The organism is Micromonospora sp. NPDC047467 (assembly GCF_040643095.1).
In the GTDB taxonomy this organism is placed as follows: domain Bacteria; phylum Actinomycetota; class Actinomycetes; order Mycobacteriales; family Micromonosporaceae; genus Micromonospora.
On the sequence record NZ_JBEYTO010000012.1, the window covers coordinates 1 to 16231 of the forward strand.

The following is a 16231-nucleotide window of genomic DNA, read 5'->3' on the forward strand; positions in this document are numbered from 1 at the left end:
TTGGCCCGCGGCGCGCGGCCCCCGCCCTGCCCCGCGGGGCGGCGGGCCGGCGGCCGCCGGCCGGCAAGATCGTGCTCGATCCAGGATGTAGTGGCCTCGCGCTCTTCCGGAGGCCACTACATCCATGTTCGAGCGCGATCATGGGTGGGAATTTGCTCCGGGGAGGCCGCGTGATCTGTGGTTATCCACAGGGGCGGCGCGGGGGTGGGGTGATCGGCCAGCCTGGAGGCTATGCCCAAAGCTCCTCGCCGGCCGCCGCAACTGCGGGGGCGCGTCTTTCGTGGTTCGGTCGCCGTCTCGCGCGGCCTGGTCACCCGCAACGACCTGCGCAGCTCCGCGTGGCGGCCGCTGTTCCGGGATGTCTACGCCGACGCCCAGGTCAGAGTCACCCACGAGACCCGGTGCGCCGCCGTGGGGCGATGGCTTGTTCCACCCGGCGCGGCCATCGCCGGGCGGGCCGCCGCAGCCCTGTACGGATGCGTGACACCAACCCCCAGTGAGCCGGTCGACGTGCTGGTACCCCGCGACAACCGGCTCGGGCCGAGCGCCGGGCTTCGGATCCATCGCGGCGAGATCGACCCCGGGGACACGGTGGACAGGGCGGGTGTCAGGGTGACGAGCCCGATGCGTACCTGTTGGGATCTCGCCCTTTGGCTCGATCTGGTCGAGGCGGTGGTCGTGATCGACGCCCTGCTGGCCCACAGGCTCACCGACGTGGCGACATTGCGCGCGTACGCGCTGAATCGGGCCGGCCGCCGGGGCTGGCGGTCGTTGCTGCGCGTGACCGACCTCGCCGACCAGGGGGCGGAGTCGCCGCAGGAATCCCGCACCCGGGTACGGCTGGTGCTCGCCGGGCTGCCGAGGCCGCAGACGCAGTGGGTCGTCACCGACCAGGGCCGGTTCGTGGCCCGTCTGGACCTGGCCTGGCCGGAGTACAAGGTCGCGGTCGAGTACGACGGGCTCTGGCACGACGACCCCGCGCAGTTCCACCGGGACCGTCGACGGCTCAACCGGTTGCTCGGCGGTGATTGGATCGTCCTGCACGTGACCAGCAAGCGTCTCCGGGAGGACTTCGACGGCTTCCTTGCTGAGGTCCGCACCGCCCTGCGCAGCCGGTCGGGGTCCACGTCCTCGCCGTCGACCTCCCAGTAGCCGCTCCCGCTCCCCAGACCACCATGATCGCCTCAGACCCGAGGCATCGCGGGAGCGACCGGCCCCAGATCCGGGCGAGGAACCCCATGATCGTGCTCGAACATGGAAGTAGTGGCCTCCCACAGCGATGGAGGCCACTACTTCCTAGATCGAGCACGATCATGGGGGCCCGAGCGCACGCACCCGGCACGCACGGGGCCCGGCGGGGGCGCCGGGTTACGCGGCGGGGAGGTGCTTGGCCAGGTCGTCGAGGATCTTGTTGGCCGCGCCGACGCCGATGCCGGTCATCCAGATCTCGTCGGAGACCGGGTACGCCTTGCCGGCCTTGACCGCGCCCAGGCCCTTCCAGAGGGTGCCACCGCCGACCTTGGCCTGCTCGGCCGCGGCCTTCTCGCCGTACGCGGTCACGAAGATGACGTCACCGTCGACCTCGTTGACCCGCTCGGGGCTGACCAGGTCGAAGCGCTTGTCCTCCTTGTTGGCGAGCAACTGCCGCTCGGGGCGGCCGAGGCCGGTGTCGCCGATGACGATGCCGGAGAAGGAGTCGGGGCCGTACACCCGGATGTTGCCGGGAATGAACCGCACGATCGACACCTTGCGGGCGGCGGGGTCGCCGAGGGTCGCGCCGAAGTCCTTGGCCCGCTTCTCGTACGCGCCGAGGAGGTCCTTGGCCTGCTGCTCGCGGCCGAGCGCCTTGCCGTCGAGGAGGAAGTTCTCCTTCCAGGTGATGCCCACCTTCTCGGTGAACACGGTGGGCGCGATGGCGGCCAGCTCGTCGTAGAACTTCTCCTGGCGGAACTTGCTGCCCAGGATGAGGTCCGGCTTCAGCGCGTTGATCGCCTCGAGGTCGGGCTCGGTGAGCACCCCGACCTCCTTGATGCCGGCGAGCTTGTCCTCGCCGAAGTACGTCGGCCAGCTCTTGGCCTCACCGGCGGTGGCGGCACCGATCGGTGTGATGCCCAGCGAGAGCGCCGTGTCGATTTTGTCGGTGTCGAGCACGATGACGCGCTTGGGTTCCGCCGGGACCTTGGTGGTGCCCATGGCGTGGGTGATCTCCCGGGTCTCCCCGGCGGTGGAGCTGGCGACCGGGTCGCTCTCACCGCAGGCGGTGAGTCCGACGCCAAGGGCGGCGGCCGCGGCGAGAACGGCGACGAGACGACGCATCAGAGTCCTTTCGAGGGGTGCGAGACGGCGAGCGGCTTGACCGCGTCGCCAGCGGGTCGGGCGTCCGGCAGGGACGCATCCGACGGATCGGGGCCAACGGCAGCGGCGGGCGCGGCCGGAGCGGCAGTCGGGGCGGAGGTGCCGCCGGTGAGGGCGGGCACCACCAGGGGCGCTCCGGTCACCGGGCAGGGCACGACCACGCAGGCCAGCCCGAAGACGTCGCGGACCAGGTCCGCGGTGAGGATCTCCCGGGGCGGCCCGGCGGCCACCACCGCGCCGGCGCGCATCGCGACCAGGTGGTCGGCGTAGCGGGCGGCCTGGTTGAGGTCGTGCAGCACGGCGACGACGGTGCGACCGCGCTCGACGCGCAGCCGGTGCAGCAGGTCCAGCACCTCCACCTGGTGTGCCAGGTCGAGGAAGGTGGTGGGCTCGTCGAGCAGCAGGGCATCGGTGTCCTGGGCGAGGGTCATGGCGATCCAGACCCGCTGCCGCTGGCCGCCGGAGAGGCTGTCCACCTGCCGGTCGGCCAGGTCCGCCACGTCGGCCAGGGCCATCGCCTCGTCGACCGCGGCGCCGTCCTCCGTCGACCACTGCCGCCACCACCGCTGGTACGGCTGCCGACCCCGCCCGACCAGGTCGGCCACGGTGACGCCCTCGGGCACGAGCGGGCTCTGCGGCAGCACGCCGAGCCGGCGGGCGACTTCCCGGGTCGGCAGGTCACGGATCGCGGTGCCGTCCAGCAGGACCGCGCCGCGTCGGGGGTTGAGCAGCCGGGCCATGGTGCGCAACAGGGTGGACTTGCCGCACGCGTTCGGCCCGACGATGACGGTGAACGCGTCGGTCGGCAGGTCGAGGCTGAGCCCGTCGAGCACGGTCCGCTCGTCGTAGCCGACGACCAGGTCGCGGGTGGAGAGCATCACACGACTCCTTAGGTGCGTCACGACGACCGCCGCCGTCCGCGAAGCAGCAGGAAGATCAGGTACGGGCCGCCGATCGCGGCGGTCAGCACACCGGCCGGCAGTTGGGTGGGCGCGAACAGCCGCCGGCCGGCGAGGTCGGCGAGCACCAGCAGCAGCGCGCCGAGCAGGGCGGCGCAGACCAGCGGTGGCCGCTCGGCGCGGACCAGCCGGCGGGCCAGTTGGGGGGCGACCAGCGCCACGAAGTCGACGGCGCCGACCTGGGCGGTGGCCATCGCGGCGACGAGCACGCCGGTCCCGGCCAGGCCGATCCGGCGGGCCACCGGGCGCAGCCCGACGCCGCGTGCGGTGTCGTCGTCCAGGGCGGTGCTGTTGAGGGCCCAGCCGGCCCAGGCCAGCACGGGCAGCAGCACCAGCAGGGTGCCGGCGATCCAGGTGGCCTCGGTCCAGCCCTTGCCGGCCAGGGTGCCGATCAGCCAGATCTGCGCGCGTAGCCCGTCGATCGGGTCGGCGGTGAGCATGACCACCTCGGTCAGCGCCCGGAAGGCGAAGGCCACCGCCACCCCGGCGAGCACGAACCGCTGGGCGGCCAGCCCGTGCCGGGCGCCGAGGGCGAACAGCAGGCCCGCCGCGACCAGCCCGCCGACCAGCGCGCTGGGTGCCACCAGCACCGCGGCCGCCCCGCTGGTCAGCGCCACGGTCGCGGCGAGGCCGGCGCCCTGGGTGATGCCGATGACGTCCGGGCTCGCGAGGGGGTTACGCGCCACGCTCTGGATGAGCGTGCCGGCCACGCCGAAGGCCGCGCCGGCCACCGCGGCCAGCATGACCCGGGGCAACCGAAGATCAAGGACAACGAGGTCGTACGGGGTGCCGACGCCTGCGAGGGAGCGCACGACGTCGGCCGAGGCGACGTACGGGGTGCCCAGGGAGAGGCTGAGCAGCATCGCCAGCAGGAGCAGGACGGTCAGCGTGGCGGCGACCAGCACGGCGCGGCGGCGGATCTGCAGGCTGACCGGGCCGATCCGCAGCAGCGACCGGCCGGGCAGGTGAGCGTCGGAAGGGGTGGTTGGGCGGCGGGTCGTGGTGGTCACGCGGTCACCACCCGGGCGCGGCGGACCAGGAAGGCCAGCAGCGGGGCGCCGATCAGGGCGGTGACGATCCCGGCGGGTATCTCGCCGGGTGGGGCGACGAGCCGGCCGACGACGTCGGCGCCGAGCAGCAGCGCCGGCCCGAGCAGCGCGGAGATGGCGAGGGTCCAGCGGTGGTCCGCGCCGACCAGGGCACGTGCCAGGTGCGGCACGGCGAGCCCGACGAAGGCGATCGGCCCGGCCGCCGCCACCGCCGCGCCGGTCAGCAGCACCGCGGCGAGGCCACCGCCGAGGCGGACCAGGCCGATGCGGTGGCCGAGGCCGCGAGCCACGTCGTCGCCGAGGGCCAGCGCGTCCAGCCCTCGGGCGACCACGGCGGCCAGCACGAGCCCGACCAGGACGAAGGGCAGGAGCTGCGCGGTGACGGTCAGGTCGCGGCCGGAGAGGCCGCCGACCACCCAGAACCGGTACTCCTCGAAGGTGCGGGCGTCGATGCTCAGCAGCGCGTACACCCCGGAGGCGAGACTGGCGTCGAGCGCCGCGCCGACCAGCGCGAGGGTGACCGGGCTCGCGCCTTCGCGGGCGCGGGCGGCGATGGCGAAGACCAGCAGGCCGGCGATCAGCGCCCCGGCGATGCCGAACCAGACGTACCCGGCGAGCGTGCCGACGCCGAAGACGGAGATGGCGAGCACCACGCCGAACGACGCGCCGGCGCTGATGCCGAGGATGCGCGGCTCGGCGAGGGGGTTGCGGGTGAGCGCCTGGAACAGCACGCCGGCCATAGCGAGTGCGAGGCCGACGGCGAGCCCGAGCGCGGTGCGCGGCATCCGCAGCTCGCGGACGATGACTGTGGCGTCGCCGCTGTCCGGCGCGACGAGGGCATGCCACACCTGGTCGACGCCGAGCGGCCGGCTGCCGAGGGCGAAGCTGGCCAGCACGGCCAGCAGCAGCACCAGCGCGGCCCCGACGGTGACGGCCACCCGACGGCCGGTGCGGGTGCCGGCACGGTTGGAGACCCGGGCCGGCCGGGTGGCGAGGGTGGTCACGAGTCTCCTGCACGTTCACGCTTAGGGTCGCCTAACCGTAGCCGAGGCACTGAGGGTTACCTAACTGGTGTGCGTCGATCCGAGAATCGCGGACCGGGCGGACGCCCACGCCGTCGCGCCTAGGGTGGGTTCATGCGATTCGACCAGCACACGGTCGTACTCCTGGCCCGGCCGGCGGACGCCCCCGAGCTGCCGCTCGACGCGGCCGACCGGTTGCGGGACGCCCACCTGGCCCATCAGGCCGGTCTCGTGGAGCAGGGCCTCGTGCTCGCGGCCGGACCGTTCCTGGCCGGCGACGACGAGCGGTTGCGGGGCTTCGTCGTGCTCTCGATCGGCCCGGACGAGGCCCGCGAGCTGTTCCACAACGATCCGGCGGTACGGGCCGGCCTGCTGGCCGTGCGGGTGATGAGCTGGATGGTGCCGGAGGGCAACGTACGGTTCGAGGGCGTGCCGATGCCCCGGTCGATGCTGGAGGCGGCGTCCGGCGACTGACCTGACCGCCGGGCCGGGGCCAGGCGGGCAGCGTCAGCCGAGCGGGGTCACCCGCAGGGCGTCCATCGGGCCGACGATCACCCGCAGCGACGGGAAGTGGTCCCGCAGGACGGCCTGGCACCTGTCGCACGGCGCGACGACCTCGCGGCCCCGGTCGGCCACCGTGACGATCGTCTCCAACTCGGTCACGCCCTGGGTCGCGGCGGTGCCGATGACGACCAGTTCGGCGCAGGCCCCTCCGGTCTCGTGGTGGACGTTCACGCCGGTGAAGACCCGACCGTCGCCGGTTCGCGCCGCCGACGCGACGGTGTGGTGCTGGCTGCGGCAGCGCAGCTTGGCGACCGCCGTGGCGGCCTGCACCAGCGCCCGGTCCGTGTCCCGCAGTTCCATCCCGGCCCCCTGGCGCTCGACATCGGCCGCCAACACTAGACGGCGGCGCACCCGGCCAGCCCTCAGGCCACCGGGCGGCGGCCGGGGCGATAACCCGGCGGCGGTACGCCGCCGCGCTGCCTATTCTTGGGCACGACATGCAGAATCCAGCCGCCGCCGCCGCGACCGATCCCGTCCGCGAGCTGCACCGCCGCCTCACTCCCCTGATGTTCCGCGACCAGCGCCGGCTCCAGCGGCGGCTCGACGGTGCCCGCAAGCTGCGTGACCCGCAGCGTCGGGAGGCCGCACTGGCCGAGATCACCGCCGACGTCGTCCGGGCCGAGCAGCGGATCGCCACCCGCCAAGCGGCGGTACCGGTCATCACGTACCCGGCGGGGTTGCCGGTCAGTGAGCGCAAGGACGACATCGCCGCCGCCATCCGCGACCACCAGGTGGTGATCGTGGCCGGCGAGACCGGCTCCGGCAAGACGACCCAGCTACCGAAGATCTGCCTGGAGTTGGGGCGCGGGGTGCACGGCCTGATCGGGCACACCCAGCCCCGGCGGCTGGCGGCCCGGACGGTGGCCGACCGGATCGCCGACGAGCTGGGCACCGAACTGGGTGACGTGGTCGGTTACAAGGTGCGCTTCACCGATCAGGTCAGCGAGCGCAGCCTGGTCAAGCTGATGACCGACGGCATCCTGCTGGCCGAGTTGCAGACCGACCGGATGCTCCGCCAGTACGACACGTTGATCATCGACGAGGCCCACGAGCGCAGCCTCAACATCGACTTCATCCTCGGGTACCTGCGGGAGCTGCTGCCCCGGCGACCCGACCTCAAGGTGATCATCACCTCGGCGACCATCGAGACCGACCGGTTCGCCCGGCACTTCGCCGGGCCGCCCACCGCCGACGAGCCGGAGGGCGTACCGGCGCCGGTGGTCGAGGTGTCCGGGCGCACCTACCCGGTGGAGGTGCGCTACCGGCCACTCGTCGAGCTGGCCGAGGGCGAGGAGGACGGCGACAGCGACGAGGAGAACGTCCGCGACCAGATCCAGGCGATCGGGGACGCCGTCGAGGAGCTGGCCGCCGAGGGGCCGGGCGACATCCTGGTCTTCCTCAGCGGGGAGCGGGAGATCCGGGACACCGCCGACGCCCTGGGCAAGCTGGTGCAGACGAAACGTTCGCTGCTCGGCACCGAGATCCTGCCCCTGTACGCCCGGCTGTCCAGCGCCGAGCAGCACCGGGTGTTCGCCGCGCACACCTCGCGCCGGGTGGTGCTCGCCACCAACGTCGCGGAGACGTCGCTGACCGTGCCCGGCATCAAGTACGTGGTGGACCCGGGCACGGCGCGGATCTCCCGCTACTCCAGCCGGCTCAAGGTGCAGCGCCTGCCGATCGAGCCGGTCTCCCAGGCGTCGGCCAACCAGCGCAAGGGGCGCTGCGGGCGGACCTCCGACGGCATCTGCATCCGCCTCTACGACGAGCAGGACTTCCTGTCGCGGCCGGAGTTCACCGACCCGGAGATCCTGCGCACCAACCTGGCGTCGGTCATCCTCCAGATGACCGCGATCGGGCTCGGCGACCTCGCCGCGTTCCCCTTCATCGACCCACCGGACAAGCGCAACATCGCCGACGGCGTCAACCTGCTGCACGAGCTGGGCGCACTGGACCCGGCCGAGGCCGACCCGGCGAAGCGGCTCACCGCGCTCGGCCGGCGGCTGGCGCAGCTGCCGGTCGACCCGCGACTGGCCCGGATGGTGGTCGAGGGCGAGCGCAACGGCTGCGCCACCGAGGTACTGGTGATCGCCGCCGCGCTCTCCATCCAGGACCCCCGCGAGCGGCCGGCGGAGAAGCAGGCCCAGGCCGACCAGGCGCACGCCCGGTTCGCCGACAGGGAGTCGGACTTCGTCGCCTACCTCAACCTGTGGCGTTACCTGCGGGAGCAGCAGCGGGAGTTGTCCTCCAGCGCGTTCCGCCGGATGTGCAAGGCGGAGTACCTGAACTACCTGCGGGTCCGCGAGTGGCAGGACATCGTGGGCCAACTGCGCCAGGTGCTGCGTACCCCGTCCGACGGCGAGCGGCGTGGTGGGCGGCCGGAGCGGGACACCTCGGGCGACGCGGACGCCGGCCGGGGTCGGCACGCGGCCGACCTGCCGGAGGAGATCGACACCCCGAAGGTGCACCAGTCGCTGCTGCCCGGCCTGCTGTCGCACATCGGCCTGAAGGACGCGCAGAAGCACGAGTACCTGGGTGCCCGGGGCGCGAAGTTCGCGCTCTTTCCCGGCTCGGCGCTGTTCAAGAAGCCGCCGCGCTGGGTGATGGCCGCCGAGCTGGTGGAGACGTCCCGGCTCTGGGGCCGCATCGCCGGCCGGGTCGAGCCGGAGTGGGTCGAACCGCTCGCGCAGCACCTGGTCAAGCGCAGCTACAGCGAGCCGCACTGGGAGAAGAAGCAGGCCGCGGTGATGGCCTACGAGAAGGTCACCCTGTACGGCGTTCCGCTGGTCACCTCCCGCAAGGTCAACTTCGGGCGGATCGACCCGACGCTGAGCCGGGAGCTGTTCATCCGGCACGCCCTGGTCGAGGGCGACTGGCAGACCCACCACCACTTCTGGGCCGACAACAAGCGGCTGCTCGCCGAGATCGAGGAGCTGGAGAGCCGGGCCCGACGCCGGGACATCCTGGTCGACGACGAGACCATCTTCGGCTTCTACGACCAGCGGATCCCGGCCGACGTGGTCTCCGGCCGACACTTCGACTCCTGGTGGAAGAAGACCCGCCGGGACCAGCCCGACCTGCTCACGTTCACCCGGGACCTGCTGATCAACGACGGTCGGGCCGGCGTGGACGAGGGCGACTACCCGGACGAGTGGCAGGCCGACGGGGTAAGCCTGCCGCTGACGTACCGGTTCGAGCCGGGCACGCCGACCGACGGCGTCACCGTGGACATCCCGCTGCCACTGCTCAACCAGGTGCCGGCGGAGAGCTTCGACTGGCAGGTTCCGGGGCTGCGCGAGGAGACGGTGATCGCGCTGATCCGGTCGCTGCCCAAGCCGGTACGCCGCAACTTCGTCCCGGTGCCGGACTTCGCGCGGGCCGCCCTGGCCGCCATCACCCCCGGCGAGGAGTCGCTGCTGGACGCGCTCACCCGGCAGCTGCGGCGGATGACCGGGGTCACCGTGCCCCGCGACGCCTGGGAGCCGGCCAAGCTGCCGGCCCATCTGCGGGTCACGTTCCGGGTGCTGGGCGACGACGAGAAGCCCGTCGCCGAGGGCAAGGACCTGCCGGCCCTGCAACGTCAGCTCCGTCAGGAGGTACGCCAGGTGGTGGCGGCCGCCGCGCCGGAGGTCGCCCGGACGGGCCTGCGCGAGTGGAGCATCGGCACGCTGCCGCGCACCATCGAGCAGGTCCGCGCCGGCTACGCGGTGACCGCGTACCCGGCGCTGGTCGACGAGGGCGCCACCGTCGGGGTGAAGGTGTTCGACTCCCCCGCCGAGGCGGAGGCGGCGCACTGGGCCGGCACCCGGCGGCTGCTGCGGCTCACCGTGCCGTCCCCCGCCCGGTTCCTGCAGGGCCGACTGAGCAACGAGGCGAAGCTGGCGCTGAGCCGCAACCCGCACGGCGGTGTGCAGCAACTGATCGAGGACGCGGCGGGCGCGGCCATCGACCGGTTGATCGGCGACGCCGGCGGGCCGGCCTGGGACGCCGAGGGCTTCGCGGCGCTACGCGAGAAGGTCCGCGCCGACCTGGTCGACACCGTGGTCGAGGTGATGGACCGGGTACGCAAGGTGCTCGCCGCCGCGTACGCCGTCGAGCAGCGGCTCGGCGCCACCCGCAACCTCGCCGTGGTGGCGGCGCTGGCCGACATCCGCAAGCAGCTCGCCGGGCTGGTGCACGCCGGTTTCATCACCGAGACCGGGTACGCCCGCCTGCCCGACCTGCTGCGTTACCTCACCGGCATCGAGCGCCGGCTGGACCGCCTCGGCGGCAACCCGCAACGCGACCGCCAGCAGCAGGACCGCATCGCCACGGTGCAGAAGGAGTACGACGATCTGCTCGCCGCGCTGCCGCCGGCGCGTCGGCAGGAGGCCGCCGTCCGGCAGATCCGCTGGATGATCGAGGAGTTGCGGGTGAACGTCTTCGCCCAGGCGCTGGGCACCCCGTACCCCGTCTCGGAGCAGCGGATCTACCGGGCGATGGACGACGCCGAGGGCCGCTGACGGCGCTCAGCGCGGGTCCACGCCCGGCGGCAGGTCGTCGCGGTCGATCGCGGACTGGATGTAGTCGAGCAGGATCCGCCGCAGTTCCCGGCCGGCGTGGGTGGGCACCACGTCCCGGCGGCGGGCCACCGCGATGGTCCGCCGCACCCCGGGTGGGGCGAGGGGGGTGATCCGCACCCCGGGGCGGCGGGCCAGCACGATGCCGGGCACCAGCGCGATGCCGAGCCCGGCTTCGACGAAGCTGAGGACGGCGTCCATCTCGCCGCCGTCGACCGCGAAGGTCGGCTCGAAGCCGGCTTCCCGGCACGCCTGGATGGTGGCGTCGCGCAGGTCGTAGCCCTCCCGGAACATCACCATCGGCTGGTCGCGCAGGTCGGTGATGTGCAGTTCGCCGGTCGTCGAGGCGGTCGGCACCTCCTCCACCGAGGCCACCACCAGGCTCTCCCGCAGGATCGGGTCTACGCGCAGACCCGGGTCGGCGCCCTGGGCCGGCATGATGATCAGGGCCAGGTCGAGGTCGCCGCGGAGCAGGTCGCGGACCAGGTCCTGGGAGCCGCCCTCCTCGACGCGCAGGTCGACGGTGGGGTGGGCGTCGCGGAACCGGCGCAGCACCGGCGGGGCGAGCGAGGTGGCGAGGCTCGGCGTGGCGCCGAGCCGGACGCGGCCCCGCCGGAGCCCGACCAACTCCTGCACCTCACGGGTCGCGGTGTCCACGTCGGCGAGGATCCGGGTGGCCAGCGGCAGCAGCACCTCGCCGGCCGCGGTGAGTGTGATGTTTCCCCTTACCCGTTCGAAGAGGGGGGCGCCGAGGTCGGTTTCCAGAGCGTGAATTTGCTTACTGAGAGAAGGCTGAGTGATGCCGACGATGTCGGCCGCCTGGGTGAAATGTCGTACTTCGGCTACCGCGACGAAGTACCGAAGCTGATGGAGCTGCATCTACATAGCTTACGGCTATCAACACTGCGAGTTCGATGCATTGGACGACTGATCCAAGTGCTCCTAGCGTCGGTCACGTGGTAATGACGAAAACTCGGTCGCCCATCCGCTCGAACGTCGGTCTCAAGGCCGTCATGGCGGTGACGGGCATTGTGCTGGTGCTGTTCCTGATCGCGCACATGCTCGGGAACCTGAAGGTGTTCACGGGGGCAGCCTCGTTCGACCACTACGCGCACTGGCTGCGCGACATCGGGAAGCCGCTGCTGCCCGGCGTCTGGTTCCTGTGGATCCTGCGCATCGTGCTGGTGGTGGCCGTCGTCGGTCACATCTGGGCCGCGACCGTGCTGGCGCTGCGAGCCCGCGCCGCCCGCCCGGTGAAGTACGCCCACCGCAAGAAGGTCCGGGCCAGCTACGCGGCCCGCACGATGCGCTGGGGTGGAGTGATCATCCTGCTCTTCGTGATCTACCACCTCCTCGACCTGACCACCGGCACGCTCAACCCGGTCGGCGACCCCAGCAAGCCGTTCGGCAACGTCGTCGCCGACTTCGCGCCGGAGCGCTGGTACGTCACGCTCTTCTACACCCTGGCGATCGTCGCGCTCGGCTTCCACCTGCGCCACGGCGCGTTCAGCGCGTTCCGCAGCCTCGGCCAGCAGACCCCGCGGGGCGAGCGCCGGGCGCGCAACGCCGCGCTGGTCTTCGCCGTCGCGCTGTGCGCCGGATACCTGGTGGTCCCGTTCGCCGTTCTCACCGGATTGGTGTCCTGACATGGAACTCTTCACCGAGGGCGACCCGATCGCCGACACCAAGGCTCCCGCCGGCCCGGTCGAGAAGCGCTGGGAGACCCGGCGCTTCGAGGCCAAGCTGGTCAACCCGGCCAACCGCCGCAAGATGACGGTGATCGTGGTCGGCACCGGCCTGGCCGGCGGCTCGGCCGCCGCCACGCTGGCCGAGCAGGGCTACCACGTCAAGTCCTACTGCTACCAGGACAGCCCGCGCCGCGCGCACTCGATCGCGGCGCAGGGCGGCATCAACGCCGCGAAGAACTACCGCAACGACGGCGACTCGGTGCACCGGCTGTTCTACGACACCGTCAAGGGCGGCGACTTCCGCTCCCGCGAGTCGAACGTGCACCGGCTGGCCGAGGTGTCGGTCAACATCATCGACCAGTGCGTCGCCCAGGGCGTGCCGTTCGCCCGCGAGTACGGCGGCCTGCTGGACACCCGCTCCTTCGGCGGCGCCCAGGTGCAGCGCACCTTCTACGCCCGGGGTCAGACGGGCCAGCAACTGCTGCTCGGCGCGTACCAGGCGCTGGAGCGGCAGATCGGCCTCGGCACCGTGGAGATGAACGCCCGGCACGAGATGCTCGAACTGGTCCTCGTCGACGGCAAGGCCCGGGGCATCGTCGTCCGGGACATGGTCACCGGCGAGATCAGCACCGAGATGGCCGACGCCGTCGTGCTCGCCTCCGGCGGTTACGGCAACGTCTTCTACCTCTCCACCAACGCCAAGGGCTGCAACGTCACCGCCACCTGGCGGGCGCACCGCAAGGGCGCGTACTTCGCCAACCCCTGCTACACGCAGATCCACCCGACCTGCATCCCGGTCTCCGGCGACCACCAGTCGAAGCTGACCCTGATGAGCGAGTCGCTGCGCAACGACGGCCGGGTCTGGGTGCCGAAGACCAAGGGCGACGACCGCAACCCCCGGGACATTCCCGAGGACGAGCGGGACTACTACCTGGAGCGGATCTACCCCTCCTTCGGCAACCTGGTCCCCCGTGACATCGCCTCCCGCGCCGCGAAGAACGTCTGCGACGACGGCCGGGGCGTGGGGCCGACCAAGCTCGGCGTCTACCTGGACTTCGCCGACGCCATCGGCCGGCTGGGCCGCAAGGCCATCGAGGCCAAGTACGGCAACCTCTTCGAGATGTACGAGCGGATCACCGGCGAGGACCCGTACGAGGTGCCGATGCGGATCTACCCCGCCGTGCACTACACGATGGGCGGCCTCTGGGTCGACTACGACCTCCAGTCGAGCATCCCGGGCCTGTTCGTTATCGGCGAGGCGAACTTCTCCGACCACGGCGCGAACCGACTCGGCGCCTCCGCGTTGATGCAGGGCCTCGCCGACGGCTACTTCGTGCTGCCCACCACGATCGCCAACTACCTGGCCTCGGGCCCGCTGGAGAAGGTCGACGCCAGTCACCCGGCGGCGATCGAGGCGCGTACCGACGTCGAGGACCGGGTCCAGCGGCTGCTGGCGATCAACGGCGACCGGACCGTGGACTCGTTCCACCGGGAGCTGGGCCAGATCATGTGGGAGCACTGCGGCATGGAGCGCAGCGAGGCCGGGCTGCGCAAGGCGATCGACGAGATCCGCGGCCTGCGCGAGCAGTTCTGGCAGCGGGTCAAGGTGTCCGGCACCGGCGAGGAGTTCAACCAGTCCCTGGAGAAGGCCGGCCGCGTCGCCGACTTCTTCGAGTTGGCCGAGCTGATGTGCATCGACGCCCTGCACCGCGAGGAGTCCTGCGGCGGCCACTTCCGGGCCGAGCACCAGACCCCCGACGGTGAGGCGCAACGCGACGACGACCGCTTCGCGTACGTGGCGGCCTGGGAGTTCACCGCCACCGGCGAGCCCTCGGTGCTGCACAAGGAAGACCTGAAGTTCGAATACGTCCACCCCACGCAGCGGAGCTACAAGTGAACCTGACCCTGCGCATCTGGCGCCAGAAGGGCCCTGAGGACAAGGGTCGGATGGTGACCTACCCGGTCGACGACGTGTCCCCGGACATGTCGTTCCTGGAGATGCTCGACGTGCTCAACGAGCGGCTGATCCTCGACGGTGAGGACCCGGTCGCGTTCGACCACGACTGCCGCGAGGGCATCTGCGGCATGTGCGGTCTGATGATCAACGGTGACGCGCACGGCCCGCAGCGCGGCACCACCGCCTGCCAGCTGCACATGCGGCAGTTCTCCGACGGCGAGACGATCGACATCGAGCCGTGGCGGGCCAGCGCCTTCCCGGTCATCAAGGATCTGGTCGTCAACCGGGGCGCCTTCGACACGATCATCGCCGCCGGCGGCTACATCACCGCACCGACCGGCAGCGCGCCCGAGGCGCACTCCACCCCGGTGGCCAAGGCCAACGCCGACGCCGCCTTCGAGTCGGCGGCCTGCATCGGCTGCGGCGCGTGCGTGGCGGCCTGCCCGAACGGCTCCGGCATGCTCTTCACCGCCGCCAAGCTCACCCAGCTCTCGCTGCTGCCGCAGGGCCAGCCGGAGCGCTACACCCGGGTCATCGGCATGGTCGACGCGCACGACGAGGCCGGCTTCGGCGGCTGCACGAACGCCGGCGAGTGCACGGTGGCCTGCCCGAAGGGCATTCCGCTGAACACGATCGGCCGACTCAACCGCGACTACCTCGCGGCCACCGCGAAGGGCGCCGGCAACACCCCCGGTTCCTGAGGTCCACCGCATCACCCGGACCGCCGTACCCCGCACCTCGGGGTACGGCGGTCCGGCGTTTGGCCCGCCGGCGGCCTGCACGCCACGCCCGCGTGATCCACGGACAGCGGCCCTGGAGCGCTGCCCGGTTCAAGTGCCCGCGCCCGGGTAGCAGTCTCGGGAGACAGCGGCGAGAGGGGACGAGGGCATGAAGGCGTTGACCTGGCAGGGCAAGCGTGATGTACGGGTCGAGGAGGTGCCGGACCCGAGGATCGAGGAGCCGACCGACGCGATCGTGAAGATCACGTCGACCGCGATCTGCGGCTCGGACCTGCACCTGTACGAGGTGTTGGGGCCGTACCTGAAGCCCGGTGACATCCTGGGTCACGAACCGATGGGCATCGTCGAGGAGGTCGGGTCCGCGGTGACCGGGCTCAAGCCCGGCGACCGCGTGGTGATCCCGTTCAACATCTCCTGCGGCAGTTGCTGGATGTGCCAGCGTCAGCTCTACGCCCAGTGCGAGACCACCCAGGTCACCAGCGAGGGCAAGGGCGCCGCGCTGTTCGGGTACACCTCGCTCTACGGCTCGGTGCCCGGCGGCCAGGCCGAGTACCTGCGCGTCCCGCAGGCCCACTTCGGACCGATCGTCATCCCCCAGACCGGGGCCGACGAGCGCTACCTCTACCTGTCCGACATCCTGCCCACCGCCTGGCAGGCGGTGAAGTACGCCGACACCCCGCCCGGCGGCACCCTGGCCGTGTTCGGGCTGGGGCCGGTCGGGCAGTTCTGCGCCCGGATCGGCCGCCACCTCGGCGCGGGCCGGGTCATCGGGCTGGACCTGGTGCCCGAGCGGCTGGAGTTGGCCCGCCGGCACGGCATCGAGGTGCTCGACGTCCGCGAGCTGTCCGACGTGCCGGGCGCGCTGATCGACCTGGTCGACGGCCGTGGCCCGGACGCGGTGATCGACGCGGTCGGCATGGAGGCGCACGGTTCGCCGATGGGCAAGCTCGCCCAGACCGCCGCCGGACTGCTGCCGGACAAGCTGGCCCAGACGATGACCGACCGGGTGGGCGCGGACCGCCTCTCGGTGCTGCACGCCGCGCTCAAGGCGGTCCGTCGCGGCGGCACCGTCTCGGTCTCCGGCGTCTACGGCGGCGAGGCGGACCCGATGCCGCTGATGGAGATGTTCGACCGGGGCGTCCAACTGCGGATGGGGCAGTGCCACGTGCGCCGGTGGACCGACGAGATCCTGCCGCTGCTCGCCGGCGACGACGACCCCCTGGGTGTGGAGGACCTGCGGAGCCACCGGTTGCCGCTGAGCGACGCGCCGCGGGCGTACGAGATGTTCCAGAAGAAGGAGGACGGCTGCGTCAAGGTGGTGCTCGCACCGTGAGCCGGGTG

Annotated in this window: 13 protein-coding genes; 7 read left to right on the forward strand and 6 right to left on the reverse strand. The window is 71.9% G+C overall.

Annotation, left to right across the window (positions count from 1 at the left end; all coding sequences use genetic code 11):
* Positions 1-231: 231 nt before the first annotated feature.
* On the forward strand, positions 232-1152 hold the full coding sequence (locus ABZ780_RS27405; protein WP_357487921.1) for a hypothetical protein: 921 nt from the start codon (positions 232-234) through the stop codon (positions 1150-1152).
* A gap of 216 nt (positions 1153-1368) precedes the next feature.
* Here ABZ780_RS27405 and ABZ780_RS27410 read toward each other — a convergent pair whose 3' ends face one another.
* The 4 genes from ABZ780_RS27410 to ABZ780_RS27425 are packed head-to-tail and all read right to left on the reverse strand — an operon-like array spanning position 1369 to position 5367.
* Entirely contained in the window at positions 1369-2316 is a 948-nt protein-coding gene (locus ABZ780_RS27410; protein ID WP_357487922.1) for an iron-siderophore ABC transporter substrate-binding protein, read from the reverse strand.
* The gene (locus ABZ780_RS27415; protein ID WP_357487923.1) at positions 2316-3233 is read right to left on the reverse strand and encodes an ABC transporter ATP-binding protein; all 918 of its coding nucleotides are present in this window, start codon (positions 3231-3233) and stop codon (positions 2316-2318) included. Before ABZ780_RS27415 ends, ABZ780_RS27410 begins: the two co-directional genes overlap by 1 nt.
* A 20-nt stretch (positions 3234-3253) precedes the next feature.
* A complete protein-coding gene (locus ABZ780_RS27420; RefSeq protein ID WP_357487924.1) occupies positions 3254-4324 on the reverse strand; it encodes an iron ABC transporter permease in 1071 nt (356 codons plus the stop codon).
* A complete protein-coding gene (locus ABZ780_RS27425) occupies positions 4321-5367 on the reverse strand; it encodes an iron ABC transporter permease (protein ID WP_357487925.1) in 1047 nt (348 codons plus the stop codon). Before ABZ780_RS27425 ends, ABZ780_RS27420 begins: the two co-directional genes overlap by 4 nt.
* 132 nt (positions 5368-5499) lie before the next feature.
* On the opposite strand from ABZ780_RS27425, the gene ABZ780_RS27430 reads away from it, so the two are divergent.
* Positions 5500-5859: a YciI family protein gene (locus ABZ780_RS27430; protein ID WP_357006073.1), complete on the forward strand. Its 360-nt coding sequence runs from the start codon at positions 5500-5502 to the stop codon at positions 5857-5859.
* Between the two features lie 33 nt (positions 5860-5892).
* Here the strand turns inward: ABZ780_RS27430 and ABZ780_RS27435 are convergent, their stop codons facing one another.
* On the reverse strand, positions 5893-6249 hold the full coding sequence (locus tag ABZ780_RS27435; protein ID WP_357487926.1) for a cytidine deaminase: 357 nt from the start codon (positions 6247-6249) through the stop codon (positions 5893-5895).
* A 137-nt stretch (positions 6250-6386) separates the two neighbouring features.
* On the opposite strand from ABZ780_RS27435, the gene hrpA reads away from it, so the two are divergent.
* Positions 6387-10448, forward strand: a complete 4062-nt coding sequence (hrpA, locus tag ABZ780_RS27440) for an ATP-dependent RNA helicase HrpA (protein WP_357487927.1) — start codon at positions 6387-6389, stop codon at positions 10446-10448.
* Positions 10449-10454: 6 nt separating this feature from the next.
* Here the strand turns inward: hrpA and ABZ780_RS27445 are convergent, their stop codons facing one another.
* Positions 10455-11384: a LysR family transcriptional regulator gene (locus tag ABZ780_RS27445; protein WP_357006065.1), complete on the reverse strand. Its 930-nt coding sequence runs from the start codon at positions 11382-11384 to the stop codon at positions 10455-10457.
* A gap of 83 nt (positions 11385-11467) precedes the next feature.
* Between ABZ780_RS27445 and ABZ780_RS27450 the strand changes: the two genes are divergently transcribed.
* From ABZ780_RS27450 to ABZ780_RS27465, 4 genes are all read left to right on the forward strand, one after another.
* The gene (locus ABZ780_RS27450; RefSeq protein ID WP_357006063.1) at positions 11468-12151 is read left to right on the forward strand and encodes a succinate dehydrogenase cytochrome b subunit; all 684 of its coding nucleotides are present in this window, start codon (positions 11468-11470) and stop codon (positions 12149-12151) included.
* A gap of 1 nt (position 12152) precedes the next feature.
* Positions 12153-14090, forward strand: a complete 1938-nt coding sequence (locus ABZ780_RS27455; protein WP_357487928.1) for a fumarate reductase/succinate dehydrogenase flavoprotein subunit — start codon at positions 12153-12155, stop codon at positions 14088-14090.
* Entirely contained in the window at positions 14087-14851 is a 765-nt protein-coding gene (locus ABZ780_RS27460) for a succinate dehydrogenase/fumarate reductase iron-sulfur subunit (protein WP_357487929.1), read from the forward strand. Before ABZ780_RS27455 ends, ABZ780_RS27460 begins: the two co-directional genes overlap by 4 nt.
* 187 nt (positions 14852-15038) lie before the next feature.
* Entirely contained in the window at positions 15039-16223 is a 1185-nt protein-coding gene (locus ABZ780_RS27465) for a zinc-dependent alcohol dehydrogenase (RefSeq protein WP_357487930.1), read from the forward strand.
* The last annotated feature ends 8 nt before the right edge of the window (positions 16224-16231 follow it).